21 protein-coding genes and 4 pseudogenes are annotated in these 19,619 nt (G+C 57.2%); 9 read left to right on the forward strand and 16 right to left on the reverse strand.

Annotated features, from left to right (window positions below; genetic code table 11):
- Window positions 1-294 precede the first annotated feature (294 nt).
- Entirely contained in the window at window positions 295-957 is a 663-nt protein-coding gene (locus RGR602_RS34990; protein WP_052451694.1) for a type VI secretion system-associated protein TagO, read from the forward strand.
- Between the two features lie 432 nt (window positions 958-1,389).
- Window positions 1,390-1,728, forward strand: coding sequence for a hypothetical protein (locus tag RGR602_RS21995; RefSeq protein WP_132553387.1), 339 nt, complete (start codon window positions 1,390-1,392; stop codon window positions 1,726-1,728).
- A 386-nt stretch (window positions 1,729-2,114) separates the two neighbouring features.
- Here the strand turns inward: RGR602_RS21995 and RGR602_RS22000 are convergent, their stop codons facing one another.
- The gene (locus RGR602_RS22000; protein WP_040114235.1) at window positions 2,115-2,357 is read right to left on the reverse strand and encodes a hypothetical protein; all 243 of its coding nucleotides are present in this window, start codon (window positions 2,355-2,357) and stop codon (window positions 2,115-2,117) included.
- Between the two features lie 476 nt (window positions 2,358-2,833).
- Window positions 2,834-3,379, reverse strand: a complete 546-nt coding sequence (locus RGR602_RS22005) for a hypothetical protein (RefSeq protein WP_052451695.1) — start codon at window positions 3,377-3,379, stop codon at window positions 2,834-2,836.
- A gap of 267 nt (window positions 3,380-3,646) precedes the next feature.
- Here RGR602_RS22005 and ligD point away from each other — a divergent pair.
- A pseudogene (ligD, locus tag RGR602_RS22010) lies at window positions 3,647-4,673 on the forward strand (non-homologous end-joining DNA ligase).
- Between the two features lie 27 nt (window positions 4,674-4,700).
- Here the strand turns inward: ligD and RGR602_RS22015 are convergent.
- On the reverse strand, window positions 4,701-5,231 hold the full coding sequence (locus RGR602_RS22015) for a hypothetical protein (protein ID WP_040114236.1): 531 nt from the start codon (window positions 5,229-5,231) through the stop codon (window positions 4,701-4,703).
- Window positions 5,232-5,314: 83 nt separating this feature from the next.
- On the opposite strand from RGR602_RS22015, the gene RGR602_RS22020 reads away from it, so the two are divergent.
- Both RGR602_RS22020 and RGR602_RS22025 read left to right on the forward strand, forming a co-directional pair.
- Window positions 5,315-5,911 carry a DUF433 domain-containing protein gene (locus RGR602_RS22020; protein ID WP_040114237.1) on the forward strand — a complete coding sequence of 199 codons (597 nt, stop codon included), beginning with the start codon at window positions 5,315-5,317 and terminating at the stop codon, window positions 5,909-5,911.
- Window positions 5,908-6,342, forward strand: a complete 435-nt coding sequence (locus tag RGR602_RS22025) for a type II toxin-antitoxin system VapC family toxin (protein ID WP_040114238.1) — start codon at window positions 5,908-5,910, stop codon at window positions 6,340-6,342. Before RGR602_RS22020 ends, RGR602_RS22025 begins: the two co-directional genes overlap by 4 nt.
- Before the next feature lie 53 nt (window positions 6,343-6,395).
- Here RGR602_RS22025 and RGR602_RS38620 read toward each other — a convergent pair.
- From RGR602_RS38620 to RGR602_RS37475, 13 genes and pseudogenes are all read right to left on the reverse strand, one after another.
- A pseudogene (locus RGR602_RS38620) lies at window positions 6,396-6,581 on the reverse strand (hypothetical protein); the annotation flags it as partial.
- Window positions 6,582-7,520 (reverse strand): SIR2 family NAD-dependent protein deacylase, encoded by a 939-nt coding sequence (locus RGR602_RS22030; protein ID WP_040114239.1) that lies wholly within the window; start codon window positions 7,518-7,520, stop codon window positions 6,582-6,584.
- A gap of 40 nt (window positions 7,521-7,560) precedes the next feature.
- Window positions 7,561-7,773: a putative nitrogen fixation protein NifT gene (nifT, locus tag RGR602_RS22035; protein ID WP_040114240.1), complete on the reverse strand. Its 213-nt coding sequence runs from the start codon at window positions 7,771-7,773 to the stop codon at window positions 7,561-7,563.
- A gap of 4 nt (window positions 7,774-7,777) precedes the next feature.
- Window positions 7,778-8,095, reverse strand: coding sequence for a nitrogen fixation protein NifZ (locus RGR602_RS22040; RefSeq protein WP_040114241.1), 318 nt, complete (start codon window positions 8,093-8,095; stop codon window positions 7,778-7,780).
- An 82-nt stretch (window positions 8,096-8,177) separates the two neighbouring features.
- The gene (locus RGR602_RS22045) at window positions 8,178-8,384 is read right to left on the reverse strand and encodes a 4Fe-4S binding protein (RefSeq protein WP_040114242.1); all 207 of its coding nucleotides are present in this window, start codon (window positions 8,382-8,384) and stop codon (window positions 8,178-8,180) included.
- Window positions 8,385-8,418: 34 nt separating this feature from the next.
- A complete protein-coding gene (nifB, locus tag RGR602_RS22050) occupies window positions 8,419-9,897 on the reverse strand; it encodes a nitrogenase cofactor biosynthesis protein NifB (protein WP_040114243.1) in 1,479 nt (492 codons plus the stop codon).
- 222 nt (window positions 9,898-10,119) lie between these two features.
- A complete protein-coding gene (gene nifA, locus RGR602_RS22055; protein ID WP_133938083.1) occupies window positions 10,120-11,799 on the reverse strand; it encodes a nif-specific transcriptional activator NifA in 1,680 nt (559 codons plus the stop codon).
- A gap of 235 nt (window positions 11,800-12,034) precedes the next feature.
- Window positions 12,035-12,334, reverse strand: coding sequence for a ferredoxin family protein (locus RGR602_RS22060; protein WP_040114245.1), 300 nt, complete (start codon window positions 12,332-12,334; stop codon window positions 12,035-12,037).
- Between the two features lie 12 nt (window positions 12,335-12,346).
- On the reverse strand, window positions 12,347-13,654 hold the full coding sequence (locus RGR602_RS22065; protein WP_040114246.1) for an FAD-binding protein: 1,308 nt from the start codon (window positions 13,652-13,654) through the stop codon (window positions 12,347-12,349).
- Between the two features lie 12 nt (window positions 13,655-13,666).
- A complete protein-coding gene (locus RGR602_RS22070) occupies window positions 13,667-14,725 on the reverse strand; it encodes an electron transfer flavoprotein subunit alpha/FixB family protein (protein WP_052451696.1) in 1,059 nt (352 codons plus the stop codon).
- 66 nt (window positions 14,726-14,791) lie between these two features.
- A complete protein-coding gene (locus tag RGR602_RS22075) occupies window positions 14,792-15,643 on the reverse strand; it encodes an electron transfer flavoprotein subunit beta/FixA family protein (protein WP_040114248.1) in 852 nt (283 codons plus the stop codon).
- Between the two features lie 188 nt (window positions 15,644-15,831).
- Complete coding sequence (gene nifW / locus RGR602_RS22080) at window positions 15,832-16,215, reverse strand: nitrogenase stabilizing/protective protein NifW (protein WP_040114249.1); 384 nt, start codon at window positions 16,213-16,215, stop codon at window positions 15,832-15,834.
- Window positions 16,216-16,389: 174 nt separating this feature from the next.
- A pseudogene (locus RGR602_RS37475) lies at window positions 16,390-16,614 on the reverse strand (iron-sulfur cluster assembly accessory protein); the annotation flags it as partial.
- Window positions 16,615-16,937: 323 nt separating this feature from the next.
- Here RGR602_RS37475 and RGR602_RS22085 point away from each other — a divergent pair.
- The 4 genes and pseudogenes from RGR602_RS22085 to RGR602_RS37480 form a co-directional block, all read left to right on the forward strand.
- Window positions 16,938-17,352, forward strand: a pseudogene (locus tag RGR602_RS22085) (transposase); the annotation flags it as partial.
- 264 nt (window positions 17,353-17,616) lie between these two features.
- Window positions 17,617-17,982 carry a glycine-rich domain-containing protein gene (locus RGR602_RS22090; RefSeq protein WP_040114250.1) on the forward strand — a complete coding sequence of 122 codons (366 nt, stop codon included), beginning with the start codon at window positions 17,617-17,619 and terminating at the stop codon, window positions 17,980-17,982.
- A 325-nt stretch (window positions 17,983-18,307) separates the two neighbouring features.
- The gene (locus RGR602_RS22095) at window positions 18,308-18,976 is read left to right on the forward strand and encodes a glycosyltransferase family protein (RefSeq protein WP_040114251.1); all 669 of its coding nucleotides are present in this window, start codon (window positions 18,308-18,310) and stop codon (window positions 18,974-18,976) included.
- Between the two features lie 2 nt (window positions 18,977-18,978).
- Window positions 18,979-19,590, forward strand: coding sequence for a glycosyltransferase family protein (locus RGR602_RS37480; RefSeq protein WP_133938065.1), 612 nt, complete (start codon window positions 18,979-18,981; stop codon window positions 19,588-19,590).
- The last annotated feature ends 29 nt before the right edge of the window (window positions 19,591-19,619 follow it).

Consider the following 19,619-nt stretch of genomic DNA (forward strand, 5'->3'; position numbering starts at 1 on the left):
GCGGTTCGGTGAGCCTATCATTGCGGCAGCGCTTCTCGACACTCCCCGCAAAGTTGCGGGGACTACCGAAAAACGCTCAGGATTATCCTGCAGGCCGGGTCGGCAAATGGCGCCCATGATAGACTGGACCGATTTGGCGTGAAATAAGGGCTCTTGCGGGGTGCGTCGTACCTCTCGTCGTACCAATCTAGTTACCGAAACCGAGGAATTCACTCGATACGCGCCGCTGGTGTTTTGTGAGGGCGGCGTAAAGGGTGCAAAATCTAAGCGTACAACTATGCGCCGCGAAATTTTGTGGTAATTCTCCTTAAAGCCATTCTTGTGGCGGTCGCGGTAACGCTCGCAATTGCTGCTGGCGGCTCAGCGTTTGCTGATGAAACGCCACAAGCGTGCGCAATGATTGCGGATTCCCTGCAGAGACTCACATGCTTCGATAAGCTGGTTCCAAAGGCGCAAGATTCCTCGACGCCAGGTGCGTCGAGTGCGAATGGTGCAGCAGCAACGACTTCGGAGCCGGCCAAAACAGACGTAGCCAAATGGGAGGTGACGGAGGACAAGTCGTCGTTTGACGATAGCTCTACCGTTGCTGGGGGTCTCCTCCCTACGAAGGTTTCATATACAGGCGTTGGCGATGGCGAAGCTTTGCTTATTTTGCGTTGCTCGGAAAACAGGACAACGGTCGTCTTCAGTGCCAATATGTTTATGACAGACGACACTGTTCGCGTGACGACCAGAATCGGTGATGAGCCTGCCGCATCGAGCCTTTGGACAAGGTCGACGAACTACAAGGCGGTGGGACTCTGGGACGGATCCAAAGCGATTCCGTTTATCAAGAAGCTCCGCAACAATGATAAGTTTGCCGTTCGAATAGAGGCAAATGATCGTGTTGACGCAGAGTTCAACCTATCAAATGTTGAAGAAGTGTCCGCTAAAATTGGCGCCGCGTGCAAGTGGTAGCGGATGACGCTTCCTGCCACCCGTTGACAAAAACGTAAGTTTACACCAATGTCACGATCAGACGCATAGCGAAATTTTATTTGTTGTGTCAAATTTTGTAAACCAGGGAGGGCAAAAGTGTCAAGCGAAAAATTCAATACAAATGAAGCTGCGGCCTACATTCGGAAGTCGGCGAGCTGGCTCAACAAAACGCGCTTAATTGGAAGTGGCCCGGTTTATCTGAAGGTTTGTGGTTCCGTCACGTATCTCAGGTCAGACCTCGATGCGTGGCTTACCGGGACTCGAGGGACGGCTGTCTACGAATTCGCAAATGACAATGCTCGCGCGATGGCGGCTGCCTAAATCGCCTGATTCTAGACTTCGGCACGGCCGATCCCGACAATCAATCATCATTCATTAATCGTTTGCCGAGCGCCGGCGAAGGAGGATTATTTGCGCATTTCTGACACCAGCAGACCCGTTCACGGATACGGGTTGACGATATACAGCGACGGCGAAAAGAATGTCTGCGGCTTTCTCGATGGCTCTCCGGTCCTCGTCCCGACGGGCGTAGGCAAAGAAGACGACCGCCGTCGCTTTCGCTTCTCAGAGGGCGAGCGGGAACTGCGCAGCAAGGGCGATATTTTCTGCGCAGACATGGGAACGGCCGGTTTCGTCCGGCAGGCTATCAACGAGAAGCTCGTGTTCACGGATCGCGGGCTCATCGAAAGCGGCGGTCGGCTCAGTCTTATTCCGCGGAAGTGGCGCCATTGGCTGTGTCGAGCTCCATAAATGTCCTGAGGGCGGCGGCGGTAATAGCTTCGGGGAGAGGCCCTCCGAATGTCACCGATCGGCGACCACCTAGCGCGGTTGGCGCATAAGAAACATGATCCCCGTTCGGCGCGCGAAGAAGCCGCATCCCGTAGATGGCCACGTTATCGGAGAGTTGCATATCGAAATTGGCGACATGCAACATCCTCCCGCCGCTACGGTGAGCGACGGGTTTTAGATCGAGCACCTGCATATCAAGCCGCCCACCGCTTGAAGACGCGGTCGCCGTTTCTGATTTCAAACGTGGCCGTAAGCCCGTGTAGCTCGTTGATGTCGTCGAGCACCAAGCGCTAGCAATGATCGCTCATTACAAAACTCGAGGGCATCTACAACTGTAGTATTAGCGTTCACTCGTCAACAAGAGACCTAGGATACTCGGGGGCGGGCGGTGCGCAAACCTCATCGAGCCTCCCCACGATGGCACCCGGCGAACTCATGCCGGAACTGACGAGGGCGATGGCCTGCGTTAGCGCGGCCTGGCCGTGTTCGCTTTTGACATTGACATGATTTCTCTCTGACCAACGGACGACTACGGACGTCACGAGTTCAATCTCATCATCGGTAAAGGAAACTAATTCGAAAAGAGACATACCAGCTCTCCTATTTCAGGCAAGAGCAGATCGTCTCTCAAGCGGCCCGGGGCACCCGGTTGAAATTGTCGGGCCGATAAATAAGGATGCGCTTAAATAACGCATAAGGCAAACGAAGCCATCAAGAATCATGGTTACCGTACGCTAACAGACGATGCGCGAAGAACCGAAGCGGACCGCACGGCCACGTGCAAGGGGATGAAGCACTGTTACAGGAGAACTTGGCCGCACGATCCATTCCGCCGAACATCCGAGGCGCTCGGAATGTTCCTAGTCGTGCGCTTCAAATTCCTGATCAGCAATATCATCGTCGGGACTTGAATGTGCTCGCGAATGACTGCTGAGGCTTCCGAGAAGATCAGACAATTCGAAATCGCGATCTTCCGTGGCCTTCGCGGATCGCGCCGAAAATTCGGGTCCGGCTACAACGGGCGAGGAATCCACCTGATAGCTCCGGAAATCTCCGGTGCTACAAATTAAAGTCCTGTCGAAGCGATCGTCCGGGCGAGGCCGAGATAGTAGTTCTTCCCATCATGCTTGGCGAATATGACCCATTCGCCGGTGAGCTTTCCGTCCACACTGCGGTTTTTGACCGGCAAAGTTGATACGGCTTGCGCTAGCTCATCAATAGCCTGAGGTGTTATGACCGGGTATTTCACCGGATCGAGGATTTCATCGACAATGGTATTGAGGCCGTTCTTTCCACGCGCTGGGAAGATATTGGCAGGGAGATAGCGTGCCGTGAAGTAATGTTTGTGCCATAAGGCCTTAAGCGACTCGTCTCTGAATTTGGTCACAGTGACATCGCTGTTCGGCTTGCCGGCCTCTACGTTGTGGACTGCTTGGATGATCTCGGTTGGGTCGATGCCAAAGGCGACCATGTGTACGAAGATGTCGCGCCACCACGATTCTGACATCCGTGAAAGAAGCTCCTCATCGCGTACAAAACGCGCTTTGAGAACGTCAATTGCCGCTGTCGTGATTGTTATCTCGCGATCTTGAAGTTTCACAGTCCAGGCCATCGAAAGGAGTCCGGATCATCAAGTCCTTATAACAACCTATGGCGGCGGACGAGGTTTGCAACCTCCACTCGCGCGAGATAGAGAGCGGCCGCGGCCGTGTGGGTATGACGACCGCCGTCAGTCTCGCAATCAGCGGTGAGCATTCGCCTCAAGCACTCGCCGAGGCGCACGGCCACGCTACGCGGATCGAGCAGTACAAGCGGCCGGTAGAATAGTCCTCGCCGAATTCGCGGTGGATATTTGCGCTATGCATGATGTAATTATCGCATGGCGAAGTCCCCGCGTTCCAGGCCTCTTCAGGCGACCGACAAACAACTGCGATCCCGGCCGCGCAAGCCACGAGATCCAGCGCAGCCCAATCTTCCCCTCGACCATATGCCAGAACGCATAGAGCCGTGCCTGGCGCTGCTGAAGCCAAGGCCGCCCAAAAGGGCCGCAGTGGGCATACGAAATCAAGTGGGACGGCTATCGCCTTTCCGTGCACCTTGAGCCCGAAAGGCGTTCGCATCATCACCAGCGGCGGCCATGATTGGACGGATCGGTTCCCGGCTATTGCAAAAGCGGCCAAGAAGCTCGACGTGGCGACCGCGATCCTTAATGGCGAGGCGGTCGTGCTCGACGAGCAAGGCAGGTCCGATTTCGGGCTGCTGCAGCAATCGCTCGGCGGCCGGGGCGGCAAGCGAACCTCAGACGACGCGATCTTCATGGCCTGCGATCTGCTCTATTTTGACGGTCGTGATCTGAGGCAGTTGGAATTCACGGCGCGGCGCCATCTCCTGGAAGGGCTGATCAAGAGCAGAGACGACGTCATACGGCTCTCTGAAGAGATCGAAGCTGACGGAGACCGGTTTTTGTAGCTGCCTGCGAGCACGGCCTCGAGGGCATCATCGCCAAAGACCGAGAAAGCACCTATCGTTCCGGTCGCATCGGCGACTGGCTGAAAATCAAATGCATCCAGAGCGACGGCTTCGCGATTGTCGGCTATGAGCATTCCTTCGTAGCGCGTGCTGGCATTGGTTCGCTGCTGCTCGCAGCACGCCAGGGCAAGAAGCTGATCTATGTCGGATCGGTCGGTACCGGATTCAATGAACGCACCGCGTATGAGCTGCGCGAAGCTCTCGACAAACTCAAGGCGAAGAAACCGCCTGTCGAATATTCAGGTCGGCGCAAATATATCGTTTAGGTGAAGCCGACGCTGGTGGCGGAGGTCGAATATCGCGCCGGGACGCATGACGGGAAACTGCGGCACGCCTCTTATAGGGGCCGCGCCAGAGGAGAATGCCGGGATTTATGAGTTAATGTGAAGTGGCCGATTTGTCCGCTATTTGCCTTGGCCTCGCTCACTGCATGCGCACTCTGAGGTTGGGAGTGCGTCCGCCGCTTCCGAGTTGTAGAGCATTGACCATACAGACTGAGCGAGGAGATCGAAAAGTTCAACATCACTTTCGGGCCAATGGCGCATGGCGGCATGGGCCTCGTTATCTTCTTCAGGCTCGTGAATGATCCGGATCTTTTTGGCATTTGGTCTAGCGTCGACGAGTTGCCTAATCTCTCGCACAAGCCCCACAGCGAACTGCGCTTTTCCTCCAACCTTGAGATTACTGTTACGGATTGCCTCGATGGCACACCTCAACTGTTGATCCTGCGCGCCAGAGAAATACTCACACCAAGTTGACGAAAGGTACGGCTCATCAGGTCGTAGTTCGAAGGCTTGCGGACGAACGCCAACGACATTGTCGTCTTCGTCGAAGTTTTGCCCAAGGTGCATTGCGGTCGTAACGGAATGATGCCGACGATCCATTGCTTTCCAAAGGTGGCGTATGAAATTCCATCCAGTTGGGATGATCGCCATTCTGATGCTCGGCAATGATGATCCTCACATCTTGAAAGGTTTCTAATTAAACCCTATTATTGGGGTTGAATTAGTGAGGAAGAATGGAAACTTTGACAACAGCTCAGGCCGCATTCGTGCTCGGCGAGCCGCTGGAGAGCTTCAAAAAAGTCGTCGAGCGTTCGCCGGTCAAGCCTCATCTGGTGACGAGAGGCGGTCGGCGCATACGGCAGTTCGGTACCGCCGAGCTAGTGTTTCTGCACGCCTATGACGAACTAAAACAAGCGTTCACGCCGAAAACTCAGTCGGAGCTTTACAACGCGCTACGAACGACGCTCCAAGGCCGTCATGAGAAAGTGGTCGTCTTTGGAAATCATCGATACGACATCTCCAGCCACGTCCGTGATGTCGAGAAGAAGGTAAAAGAGCTCGATAGGCTGAACGCGCATATTGATTCGTCGGGTAAGGAGGCCTTCATCAGGGGGACCAAAATCGAAGCCCATCGAATTGCAGCACTTCTCGATGCCGGAGTTTCCGTTAGTCAGGTCCAGCAAGACTATCCCTCGCTCGCCGAGTCTCAAATCATCGCCGCGAAAATTTACGCCGAAGCGCATCCAAAGGCGGGCCGGCCTTACCCAAAGCAGACAGCAAAAGCGGCGATGCGCGAAGCTGATCTCAGCGCGTTGGATGATCTTGATTGAAGTATTTGCTTGATACAAACGTCCTGAAGGAACTGAGCCGACCGAAGCCACACGACAACGCCAAAGCCTGGCTTTCGAAGGTCGATGATCTCGATCTCGCCATCAGTGTCATATCCGTGCGTGAAATAACCAAGGGCATCGAGAAAAAGCGGAAGACCGATGAGCTTGTTGCTGATCGCCTTGCTGCGGCGGCCCAGCAAATTTTCACCGCATATGAAGGTCGGATCATTCCTGTCGACCAGAAGGTCGCAACCGTTTGGGGAGGCCATCTCGGTCGCGGCGACAAGAATATCGATGATGTGGGCTTGGCGGCAACGGCACAGGTTCACGGCCTACTTGTCGTCACTAGAAACGAGGAGGATTTCGTCGGCCGGGGAGTGGCCGTCTTAAATCCGTTCAAAACTCCTGCTAAACTCATCACTCCTGCATGAGCAGCTATTGAACGCGACCAAAAAACTTGCTCGTTGCGACGACGCCCCGAAACCTAGGTCAGGACTTCGCCAATCCCAAGCCAGAAGATAACGGAAGCTGCGATGCAGATCGCTGAGAAGAACGTGTGGGCACATCGGTCATAGCGTGTTGCGATGCGCCTCCAATCCTTGAGTGGCGAATAGGTTCTCGACCTGCGAAGATAGAGAGCTTTGTCGTAGACGTATGGCTTCTTCCGACTCTAGCGGCAACAGAAATTCGAACTGGCCGCTCTATGGCCCTGGCTACCATCCGCCCCGATGTCTGATGGGACAAGCAGAGCCGTGGCCTCGCGGGTCGGCAGGTCGACAACCGTGATTGCACTTGCTGCAAGGAAGCGGCGTTCGTTTCTGGTCAGCATTTCCGCATCAAGCACTGCAAAATGTGGGCCGTGGGAGCGCTTCATGATCTGTCGAGCGTAGATCCGCAGCATCTGATCGTCGAAGCGGCAGCCGATAAAGAAAAAGCCACGATCTGTACGCCGTTCCTTCACCACTTCAGGGATCGGCGTCTGGATATCGATTTCGGTTAGGACTTCGACATAATCGGAATCGGACACGAGGAAGTTTGCGGCTGGCCGAAGACTCCCGTGCGGCGTATAGAGGACCGTCTTTGCCGCTGGCGCGAGTTCGACTTCCCTCCCGGACAAATCGTAGGTTTTCGTCCAAATGTCGCCGAATTCGTTCGCCCGCGTGACGCCTTGTACCTCGACGACGTCCGTTCGGCCAGTTTCCGCAAGGGCCGCGCGCATCGACCCATCGTACCAGCTATCGACGATGAGGGAGAGCGGCAGCGTTGCGAGCCAGGCGTGGAGCACGCTCGGCGCCACGGGCGCTCCGAATATCTCGGCCATCCAACTTTGAAGCGTCCGGCGATGCCGGCGCTGTTCGATGAACTGCGCGACCGACCACATATTGGTGCGTATCTTGGAGGGGGCTCGCGCGTGTGCGTTGAGTGCGGCGGCGACGGCTTCCGGCGTGGGCGGTACAGGAGTTTCCGCGGATCCGAGCCGAAGGAGTCCGGGACCGAGATAGGGGACGACCTCGTTGGCGGCGAGCGCTTTCTTCAGAAGGTCAAGCCGCTTTTCGGCGTCACTGTCGCGAACAACCAAGAGAGGGTCCGAGGTCAGGATCGTGTTCATGCTGTTTTCTCTTTCCGATTGTCCTCGTCTATCTGCAGCATCAGTCCTCGTCAAAAATCCTCCTAGCCTTGACGGTGATCGGCAGACGCGTATCCCGCGGCATGTCGGGGAGGGCAAGCCGCCAGCCGTTCCCGAGCGTTATAGCCCCGCCCCACAGCTCTTCATTCTCGACCTTGATAATCGGCTCTTCGAGATCGTTCTTGGGAACGTAAGCCCACAAGCCAGCGCTGGATCTGCGGATCATTACCTTCATCTGGCTATTCCTTCGTTGAGGCCCTGGCGGTTTCAACAGCGCCGGAAGCCGCGGCTTTGTCGAGGCTCATAAGTTCACGCGCACGCATGCCGACGACAGTGCCGCGATCGACCCATTCGACAGCATAGATGTAAAACTGCTGGAGAAAGGTGCCGATATCGCGCACATAGCCTTCGTCGCCCTTCCGCACCAGATTTTCGCCGATTTCTTTGCCAGCATAGCTGCCGTCATTCTTTACGTGAAGTGTGGCCTGCACCCGCTCACCCGGTATAAATCGCGGAGGCTCGCGGATTTCGACCTCCTGTTCACGTCCAAGGCCCATGACCGTTCCTCCTTTTCCGAGCGGCAGGATGTCAATAAAGGCGTTCCAGGCTCTTGCGCAGGAGCCCCCACCATGCTGGCGATTAAATTGAAGGTGCGGCGGGAACACAGGTCTTCGGCACTGGACAGACCTCGGCGCATTGCTGCGTTTCGAAGGTTTTCTTGCATTCGGTGCACTTGTCCGGATCGATCACATAGGTCTCACCCTTGAAATCGATCGCGTCCGAGGGACATTCGAACTCGCAGGCTCCGCACTGTGTGCACTGGGATGCGATGATCCTGAAGGCCATTTTTCAACTCCTGAGAATGTTAGAATAAGACCGCTCACGCCGTCGCCGCTAGCAGTTCGACCCCAAACTTGGCGGCGTAAAGGGCGCCGATGGCGGTCTCGATGTAGTCGTAGCCATAAGCGTCCGTTGCTCGGATTCCAGCCTCCATGAGCTGATTCTTAGGGCACTCCCCGATCTTGGCGCACAGCACGACGTCAATGCCATCGAGCGCAGCGATGACGCCGTCGAGGGTGGCTTCCTCGCCCACGCCTCCACGGCAATACTGCTCGACCTTACGATGCGCGACGTAGGTGATTCCTTTCGGCGAAGCTTCATAAACCTGGAATTCCTTCGCGTGGCCGAAGTGTTCGTTGATGCGGCCGCCGCCCTTCGTCGCCACCGCGACGTGGAGGGACCCGCCGCAGGCTGCTTTGACTATTTCGATCGCCTCGCTCTTGGCCGCCACGTGATCGCCTCGTTCGCGCGCGACCACTTCCCGATATGCCTCGCGCTTGCGGGCGTCGTAGGTGATCTCGCCGGGAATTTGGTCGAGGGTGAATTCTTGGCCGCGATCATCGCCGAGCAGGCCGACTGCATCGGCCCGGCACTGCCGGCAATGGCGCATCAGCTTTGCGCCGCCTTCAAGACGATCCTGTAGCGCCTTTAATTCGAGCGCCCGAGGGCCACGCTGTCCGGTCAGGCCGTAGTAGGTGCCGTGGGCCGGATCGGAAATCAGCGGCATAACATTGTGCAGGAACGCGCCCCGCTCCTTGACCCATTTGTTCACCTCGATCAGGTGCTCGTCGTTGACGCCTGGGATCATCACCGAATTGACCTTGGTGAGGATGCCGCGCGCAGTCAGCATTTCCAGGCCTAACATCTGCCGCTCGTGCAGGATTCTGGCGGCTTCGATGCCGGTGTAGCGGCGGTTGTCGTAAAAGATCCAAGGATAGATCTTTGCGCCGATTTCCGGGTCGACCATGTTGATGGTGATTGTCACGTGATCGACATTCATGTCGACAAGCTCGGCGACGTGATCCGGCAGCGCAAGCCCGTTGGTGGAGATGCACAGCTTGATGTCGTGGATCTCCCTGGCGATTCGTTCGAACGTTGCCTTCGTCTTCTTCCAGTCGTAACAGGCATCGCCTGGTCCGGCGATGCCGAGCACGGAAAGCTGCGGCACTTCGTTGGCGACCGCAATGACCTTGCGCAGCGCCTGGTCTGGCGTCAGCTTTTCCGAGACGACTCCAGGCCGGCTTTCGTTGGCGCAGTCATATTTACGATTGCAGTAGTTGCACTGAATATTGCAGGCTGGTGCGACCGCGACGTGCATGCGCGCGAAATAGTGGTGGGCTTCTTCTGAATAGCAGGGATGATCCTTGATCTTCGCCCAGATAGCCGAGTCCATGTCATCCGGCTTTGTGGACGCGCCGCAGGATGAGGATGTGCAACCACTGGACTTCGCGGTCGCCAGCAATTGATCCAAGGATGTCGTGCTGGTCAGGCTCTCAAGCGAAATCGTCGGTGCAGACATTGAAGGCTCCGTTGGTAGGTAACGTCGCATTCAAAGCGCAAGAGCCATGCCAACTTAAAGAATAGTTTTACTTCAATATGTTAGCTTTTCTTGTTCGATTCCGTCCGTTTGCTTCGACACAGGTTTGTCAGGATTTCGACAATGGACAGGCGAATTGGTTCGTGAAAGCCACAGTACCTCAATCACACAAAATGCAAGAAGGGCAACATGTCACCAGCACGCTTACAGCTTCTTCACCTCGATACGATGCCGGCGCAGAGCATAGCCGACCTGACGCGGCGTCAGGCCGAGGATACGAGCCGCCTTGGCCTGAACCCAGCCGGCCTTCTCCATCGCATCGATCAGCCGGTCCCGTTCCGTCAGACGCGACCCCATTGCGGGACAACCGGGATCGTTCGGATCACAGGCCTTGACGGGCGAAACGCCGATGCACCGGGCCGAGTGCGGCGATGCAGCCGGCATCACATTGTTCTTGGCAAGCTCATCGATGGCATTGCCGCCGTGCGACCCGTCGATGCCTTTCCAGAGGAGCGAAGAAAGGCACTGGCTGTTCTTGCAGGCGAAATCCGACGGAACGATCGTCCTTGAACGCGCAAGCGTGGCCGTCCTTCGCACGCAGTTTTCGAGCTCGCGGACGTTGCCAGGGAAGTAGCATTGCGACATCACGTCAAGCGCCGACGGCGCGAATGCGAGCTCGCTATGGTTCTCCTTGTTGAATCGGTTAAGGAGAACTTTCGCAAGGCGTGGAATATCGCCGGGTCGCTCTCGAAGCGGCGGCAGGACAATTGGCACTACGCTGATGCGGTAATAAAGGTCGGCCCTGAACTCGCCGTTTGCAACAGCCATCTCGAGGTTCTTGTTCGTGGCGCATATGAGCCGGACGTCAACCTCCAGCGTCTTGGTGCCGCCGACCCGCTCCAGTTCGCCCTCCTGCAAGACGCGCAACAGCTTGGCTTGAAAGGCCGGCGAAATCTCGCCGATCTCATCAAGCAACAGGGTTCCGCCATTCGCCAATTCGAAGCGTCCCGCGCGCTGCGCGATAGCCCCGGTGAAGGCACCCTTTTCATGCCCAAACAGCTCCGATTCCAGGACGCTCTCAGGCAGCGCGGCGCAGTTCAATTTGACGAACGACTTCTTCCTGCGAGGTGAAAGCTCATGGATCGCCTGTGCAAAGAACTCCTTGCCGGTGCCGCTTTCGCCCCGCAGAAGCACGGTGGTATTCGTCCTTGCCACGACTGAGACGGTTTCGACCACCTGCTTGAGGGCAGGACTCTCCCCGATAATCCCGTCGATTTTGACGTGTGGATGCCGGCCCGGGGCGCTCCTCTCCGCGATGAGCGATTTCTCCGGTTTCTGTTGTTCCCCGATAAGCGGCTGACCATTCAGGTTCAGAATGCGATGAAGCTGGATGGTCCGACCGACGAGGTTGGCGACCATGGTTAGAAAGCATACGTCCTCGTCGGAGGGGAAGATGGTGGTGCCATTCCTGACGCGGTCGATCGATAACGTGCCAAGAATTTTCTTCTCAGCCTTTACCGGGACGCCAATAAAGGCAATTGGGACGGTGCCGCTGCTCCGAGACGTTTGAAGATCAGCCTGAAATAGTTCGGACTTGCCAACATCCTTTATGACGAAGGGCGCACCCGTTGTGACGATATGGTCTATTACGGCCTTCGGTATGACGCCGCGATCGGCTGATTGAGAGGGGCGGGGAATGTCGGCAGTTGCGGTAATCTCGGGCTGTCCTTCTGCGGCCAGGACAACGATTGCTCCGTGCCGTATTTGCAGAAACGAAGAGAGGATGTTCACGACATTGGCAAGCGTGATCTCTAGCCGGGCATGGGCGGTCAGGACCTTCGATATCTCATAGATTCCGCTGAGCAGGATGTCCGCTTGGCGCATCGGTTTAGCAGGGAGTGCAGGCAGAGCTTCTACCCCATCGACCGATCGCGCGGGCATGTGAACCATTATAAAGCCTTTAGTTGTCTATGACGGATCTCAAAAACCTCTGTTTGTACATATTCATATGAACCTGTGATACGGGTTTTCAAGATTACAAGCCGATCTTAGCAAAATTGCTGCAGCGCTTGGCTGCAATCGCGGTGTTGGTTCCAGGCTCTTGGGCATATGCAAGCGGTTACCCGAACTTGAAGAGAACACCAAAGCCGCCTTTTGGGTAATTCCACTCGATCTCACCACTTGCCTCGCACAGTACTCTGCACGTGCCGCACTCCATGCACCCGTCGGTTGTGATCTCCACTTGGCCCTGGTCGTTCAATTCATAGCATTTGGCCGGGCAGACACTCGTCAGGGCGTACAGATTTACGCTCGGGGACTGGTGCGGTCGCACTTTAATGTGCGGGCGGCCTGAATCGACCACATAGCGGTTTTGGTAAAGCTTGTCCTCTACGCGTATGTTGGTCACTGCGATCGTCATCTCATCTCTCCTTCAGCGCCAGGCGAATGCAAAGCGGACTGCGTCACTGACCAGCCCCCAGCGCGAGCGCGCCTTGATGAAGGCGGCCGTCGTCGCCCGTTCCTTCTCGATCTTCGGGGTGCTGTCCACTCGCATGAAGTTCTGCGCGGCCTGCGACAGCAATTTTGGATAGGTCGTGAAGAAATTGCGGGAATTGGTGTGCAGCAGGGCAGGCATGTCCTTGTATTTCCGCAAGTCTTTGATGACAAATGACTTCTCCAGCATCGACTTGTAAAGGGCGAGGTTCTCCTTGATCATCGGCTTGCCGCGATTCTTGATCTGGACGATAGCTTCGCCGGCGATGCGCCCCGACGTCATGGCGAGATTGGATCCCTCGCGGTGCACGGCATTGTTGAGCTGCGCCGCGTCGCCGACGACGACCCAGCCGTTGCCAAAGAGCGGCGGGATTGCCTTGTAGCCACCTTCCGGAATGAGATGAGCGGCATATTCCTTGACTTCCGAACCCGCGATCAGCGGCCGGACCGATGGATGGTTCTTGAAGTTTTCGAGCAGGTCATAAGGACTTTCCATTGTCGCGGCGAATTCGGAGACGAGGCAGCCGATGCCGATCGAGATCGACTCTTTGTTGGTATAGAGGAAGGCGAGCCCGGCCATGTTGCGGGAGATAGTACCAGCTGCCTCGATGACGCAGCCTTCATTGGCCTTAAGGCCGAACCGCTGGTCAATCACCTCTTCGGCCAGGAAATGCATTTCCTTGACGGCGAGCGCCACGGTTTCGGGTTTCGGCGTCTGACGCAAACCAGCCCGCGTGCCAAGCAGCCCGTTGACGCCTTCTGCGAGAACGACCACGTCAGCGAGGATCACGTCGCCGGCACGGTCGGTGCGGACGCCGATCACCTTGCCCTCTGTGTCGTGGGCGAGTTCCGTCACAGTCGTCTCGCACAGAAGCGTTGTTCCGGCCTCGCGCACCTTGCGCGAAAACCATTTGTCGAATTGGGCGCGAATGATCGTGTAGCGGTTGGGGTTCGTCTCATTGAAGTCATCCGACCGGTATTGCATCCCGGTGTGGGACGTGTCGTCCATCATCCAGAAGCGCTGCTCGATCAAATGGCGCTCGAGAGGCGCGTCATCTCGGAAATCCGGGATGATTTTCTCCAGCATGTTCGCGTACATGATGGCGCCCTGGACATTCTTAGATCCCGCATATTCGCCCCGCTCCAACTGCAGCACCTTCAACCCGCGGCTTGCCATGGTGTAAGCAGCTGCGTTGCCGGACATGCCGGCCCCGATAACAATGGCGTCGAACTTTTCCTCGGTCATGGCCGTGTCCCCTCAGTTCGCAAGCTTATCGCGACTGTGCGGCGACAGCCGATGGGTGAAGAGTTCCGTCAATGACGGCAGGAAACGGATCGCATCGGTGACGGCGCCGAGGTGCGCGAAATCGAAGATCGGCGCGTTGCGGTCGGTGTTGATCGCTATAATGAGATCAGCTCCCTCGACGCCAACGCGATGCTGGATGGCGCCGGAAATGCCGGCCGCTATGTAGAGCTTCGGCCGGATCGTTTTGCCAGTTTGGCCGATCTGCCGATCAGCCGGCATCCAGCCCTTCTGAACGAGCGGGCGCGAACAGCCATACTCGGCCCCGATCGCCCGCGCGAGATTCTTCACAAGCTTCAGGTTTTCCGCCGCGCCGAGACCGAGGCCTCCGGCAACCACGACATCGGCATAGGCGAGATTGGCCTTTGCCGACTGGCCATCGGACAGGAAGCCGAGGACTTTGGTGACGATCTCTTCCTCGACCATCGGCACCTCGTGTTGAACGACGCGCCCGACCTGATTATTCCCGCGCTGCGGCATGGCCATGACCCTCGGTCGCACTGTTGCCATCTGCGGCCGGCAGTTGAGCGTGTAGATTGTGCATAGCAGGGAGCCGCCGAAGGTCGGCCGGGTCGCCGCGAGGGAGCCGTCCGCATCCACATCGAGTTCGGTGCAGTCCGCCGTGAGCCCTGTCAACAAGGTCGTCGCCACGGAACCGGCCAGATCGCGGCCGAGCGTCGTCGCACCTAAAAGCAGAATCTCGGGTTTGTGGGTAGCAACCAGATCCGTCAATGCTTTGGTGAAAGGCTCGTTCCGGTAGTCGGCGAGCAGTGGGGTCTCGACGATGTAGGCAAGGTCGGCGCCATAAGCAAAGGCCTCGGCGATGGCAAACCAGGTGGCCTCTCCCGGCGGTCCGAGAACGACGCCGGCGAGCTGGACGCCCAGCTTGTCGGCGAGCTTGCGGCCTTCACCGAGCAGTTCGAAGGAGACGGGATGGACATGGCCGCGCTCCAGCTCGATGAAGACCCAGACGTGCCGATAGTCCTTAAAATGCGCGGGCAGTCCCTTCTTCATTCCGGCGCGGCCGGCGGCGGGAGGAGGGGTTTTTCGTTTTGCGGTCAACTTCGTCGCTCCTTGCCGTCACGCGCCGCCGTTAAAGGCGAGTTCGTTTTCCAGCCCCGGCTGGCGCGAGAAGATCCCGGCGATCAACTCATCCGCGAGATCGCGCGGCGTCTTTTCGGTGGTGTCGATTTGCTCCGCCTTTTCCGCCCGCTCAGGAGGTGCAAAGACGCGCTTGACGACGGTTGGCGAGCCACGCAGGCCGCATTTGGTGAGGTCCTCGATGCCGGCGTCGGCCGCACTCCACTTCACGATCTGGCTGCGCGCGGCGCGTAGCGCGTCGTCGAGCGAGCCGCGGCGGATCTCGTTGGTGCCTTCCAGCATGGTAACGAGGCAAGGAAGCTTGCTCTTCAGCGTCTGCGTGCCGCCTTCCGAGCGGCGCTCTACCGTGATCTCACGCGCATTGAGATCGATGGAAGCGATCTTCGCGACGTAGGTGAGCTGCAGGAGGTCGAGCCGCTTGGCGATGCCGGGCCCGACTTGGGCGGTGTCACCGTCGATCGTCTGCTTGCCCGTGAAGACGATGTCAGGCGTGCCGAAGGACTCTCCGATTTTCGCGATTGCGTGAGACAGAGCGAATGAGGTCGCAAGCGTGTCGGAGCCGGCAAAATAGCGGTCGGTCAAGAGTACCGCGCGGTCGGCACCGTAGGTGAGCGCCTTGCGCAACGCGTCCTCTGCCATGGGCGGCCCCATGGTGAGCACGGTGACCTCGCCGCCATGAGAGTCGCGCAATCCAAGGGCTTCCTCCAAGGCGAAGAGGTCATAGGGGTTGATGATGGTTGGCACACCCTGACGCATGATTGTGTTCGTCACCGGATGGACACGTATCTGTGCGGAATCCGGCACCTGCTTGATACAGATTACGATGTGCATGGCGGTTTCTTACTTCCTCCCTAAATGGATGGCGGGCTTGGCAGTTCATATCCTTGCATGCATCATTTGTGCCAACCGTGTTGCATTCCGCTATCCATTTGAAATGTAGCTGTTTTTGTTCTAGCCGTGTTGGCGTATGGCAGAATTTGTCGACTTCTCGACATTGTCGTGTCGCAACCGTGACGCGCTCAGTCCTTCTCGAACGGCTTCAGGAAGGAGTCCAACGGGACGAAGGTGCGGCCCGGTGTGGCGGGTTTGTCCGGATCGTGGTCCCTGAGCACCTTGAAGATCCGGTGCGTGAGCGGCGAGGACGTCGCGAAATCATCGTAGGCGCGTTCCAGCATGGCGCGCGCCCGAGCAGCGATCACCTGGTCGGGGAGATCGGAGAAGTCCTCTGCAGCGAGGTACTGCCCAATACGTTTCATGATATGGAGTCGTGAGACATCGAGAACCTTCCGGTCATAGGAGACCCCAAGGACTGCGAAGAACTCCTCCGCAGCCGACAGGCCCTTCAGCCGCTCGAGGATGTCGTTGACATTGATGGGACTGCTGTCAGCGGAGCAACGGCACATTGGATTCTCTCCGGTCGGAAACGGTGGTCTCGAGTGCATTCCCGCAAAGCTGAGGCTTCAGCCGCAAAGTGCGCGCTTCGAGGCGGTCGACCAGCGAGCAATCGCGTCGGCAATCGGGCGCGTATTGGCTGATGGTCGAGATCAATCGAGCGGTGGAACCGATATGCCCACCGCGGTCATGACGGCGACATGGGGTTGGGAGGCTGCGTCCACGTGCACCTTGACCTATCTGTCGCGGTGATCGCATCGCCTCTCGCGCGAGACGCTCTCCAAGCCCATTAAGTATTTGAAGCCGGCCCATCCGGCCTGGACCAGGATGCAAAAGCCTTCCGCCAGCTCGCTGGCGCGGGAAAAAGCACTCTTGACGGCGGCAACAGCATTGTCCGTGAGCGTATTCATGGCTCGATTTCTCCTCAGTCCGTGACGTGTTTTCGGATCACGTTGCATGGACCGTGCCAAAGGAAAAAACCGTTTCAACACTGCGCAATCTCTCTGGCACTGCCATGAATCTTGTGCGCCATTGCTGGGAAGATGTCGGGCAACTGACACGTGCCGTCGGATTTGTCGAGTCCGCCACACAGGGTGTTCGACATGAGTGACTGCTGGATCTCACGTAAACCATTGACGAGCGTGCAGAAGATTTTTTCTGAGCTTGCTTCGGCGCAATTGGCACGACTTTTGAAGCTCCATTTTGGCGAGGCGGCAAGACTGCCGATAGATGATCACATGCCAATGTGAAGCTGTTGAAGACGATCCCTGGCATTGGCGGGTTCTTCGCCCGGCTGAACGATGCGGAGATCAACGACATATCGCGGTTGCGCACGCCGAAGAAGCTTGCCAACGATGCCGGACTGCTGCCGTCGACCTATTCGAGCGGCGGCAAGAGCTTTCGCAGCAAGATCATCAAGCAAGGCAACAAGTGGCTGCGCTGGGCCTTTGTCGAAGCGGTCGCGCTGGCCATCGCAGCTTCGAGCCCAATACGAGCATTTGAAGATCAGGGGAGTGAACACGGCGCGTGTTGAGATCGCGCGCGAGCTTTTGACGATCGCCTTCCAGATCCCGCCTGACCAGCGCGCGTACGAGCGGCGCGGTGAAAGCACTGTGGAAGGGACGTCAACGATATCCCGGCTGTCCTGATGAATGTCTAGCGAGCCCGGCAGGTCTGGGCTGCGCTCTTGAAGGAGAATGGGAAACCGGGAACCGGATCTCACTCTGTGACCGAAGCTAAGGCAGCAGGGTCACGGATTGGAGATTGGTTCGAAAGCCGAAGGGCGGAACAACCTGTCCTGCGAGCAGAGAAGATTCAGCCGATCGGCAAAAACGCCCAAAACACAACGGAACCAAGGAAAAGCCGACAGTTGAAGGCGTTTTGCCCCTTGTGTTCTTTCATTGGAGATTTTCATGACTGAAGCAACACTCATTGGAGGCAGCGGTGACGCGTCAAGCATCGCGGCTGTCCAGCAATCCCCATCGGTTGACGACAAAACCACAGGCGCTCCGCACAGGTACGCCCAAGGCGACGCGTTCGTTCAAGACGCTTTGCGTCGGACCGCAGTCGCGGAACGATTCGATCTTTCTCTTGTGCTCGCGAGGTACCGGAGAGAGTACGGCTTCTCACAAGCCGTCGCAAAGGACCATCGACGCGAACTTGTCCGTTTTTTGGCGCTCTGCGCGACCGCCCGACAGTATGGCCGCTCATACGGGATGATGGGCGCAATCGATGGGCTATGGCACATGTTCATCATCTTCACTAGAGAGTACGCTTGATTTTGCGAAGAGGTGGCGGGGGCAGGTTCGTGCACCACATTCCGGAACCCGATGGCGTCGCTACGCAGGGCACTATCGACCGGTACCTCGCTTTCCTGAAGGACTACCGAACGGTCTACCGGGAAGAGCCGCCCCCAGCGTATTGGCCGAACCCGAAGCGCTCGCCCCACAACACAGATGCGTCCTGCAAAGGCTGCAACGGCTGCGCTGCAGGATGCGTCAGCTGAAGCAACACTTTTTAGACGGAGCGCGTCGAATTGCTCGGCCCCAGATCAGCCGAGCCATTCGCCGGGGGCTACTCAGTTGAGAACGAGCAGGACGGGCGATGCATATTTTGATGTTCGGAAAGATGCCTCCTATCCAGGGGGGTGTTTCCAAGGCAACTTGGGTAGCGGCAATCGATCTTGTGACCGCGGGCCATACGGTAACCTTCATCTCTAACAGCATGGGTTACGGATTCCGGCAAATGGCGTCGGCATCCGGCATAGAGGCGACGATTGCTCGCTTCGCGGGAAAGCTTGAGATTCGGCAGGTTGAGGCGGTGCCAGGGCTCTCTTACATTCCATGGGCACCGCCGTATCTAAGCCAACTTTTGGGAAACGCGCTTGCAGCCGCAAAGTCGCGTACGCCCGACTTGGTGATTGGATGGTATCTTGAACCCTATGGCGTTGCGGCTTCGATCTTTGGTCGATTGGCCGACACGCAGGTGATATTGCGGCATGCGGGAAGCGATCTGGGCCGATTGAAGAAAGTTGCCGATTTAGCGCCACTCTATGACCACTGCTTAGCGACCGCAAGCCGTGTGGTGGCGAGCAATAACCAGGAGGCGATGCAGATTCTCTTGGATGCGGGCGTCAGACGAGAAAGCCTTGTCCAAGCTCGCGGCAGAGGCTCGACGATTCCTTCTGCGAGCCTACCGGACTTGACTTTGAGGTACTTGTCGAAGAGGCGGAGGCTTTCTTCAGCAACTACGGTTTCCAACGCGACTTCCTGAAGATGCTGACCGATTGGGATAGGGAAGGGTTGAGGTGCTCAGATCCGATTGTCGGCAGTTACGGGAAAATCGGGGCAGTCAAAGGTACTTACGGACAAATTGATGCGCTGGACCTTCTCTCGGATCGAAACGTCCCGGTCGCCTATCGCGCGCTGTGGAGTGCCGCGCCTGATCGCTTTGCTCACGCATTCAACCATCTTGCGTCAAAGAAACGGCTGCGAGGTCGAACGATTGTTCTGCCACCGCTTCCACCGTGGAGAGTTCCGGCTTTTATAAGGTCTTGCTCAGTGATCACATTCCTGGAAAACAATTTTCCAATCACGTTTCATGGGCCTCAGGTTCCGCGTGAGGTGCTTGCGTGTGGCACATCGCTGATATTGAGCGGTGAGATTTGTTCGAAGGTGTTTTTCGCCGCCGAATTGGCGGATCGGACAAATGTCCTGCGCGTCGGAGACCCCAATAATGTGGCCGAGTTGGCGTCGGTCTTAGAGCTGGCTATTACAGATCGCGAAATGCGAGCGAGCCTCTCTCATCACGGAAAGACCCTTTCGCGCACAATAGAATCGACCGCCCTTCCGCATGATCCGCTGATTGACGTGATCAGGTCCATGTAGAAGCTCGATGCTAAACTGTCCACCCATAC

It is taken from the genome of Rhizobium gallicum bv. gallicum R602sp, from assembly GCF_000816845.1.
In the GTDB taxonomy this organism is placed as follows: Bacteria; Pseudomonadota; Alphaproteobacteria; order Rhizobiales; family Rhizobiaceae; genus Rhizobium; species Rhizobium gallicum.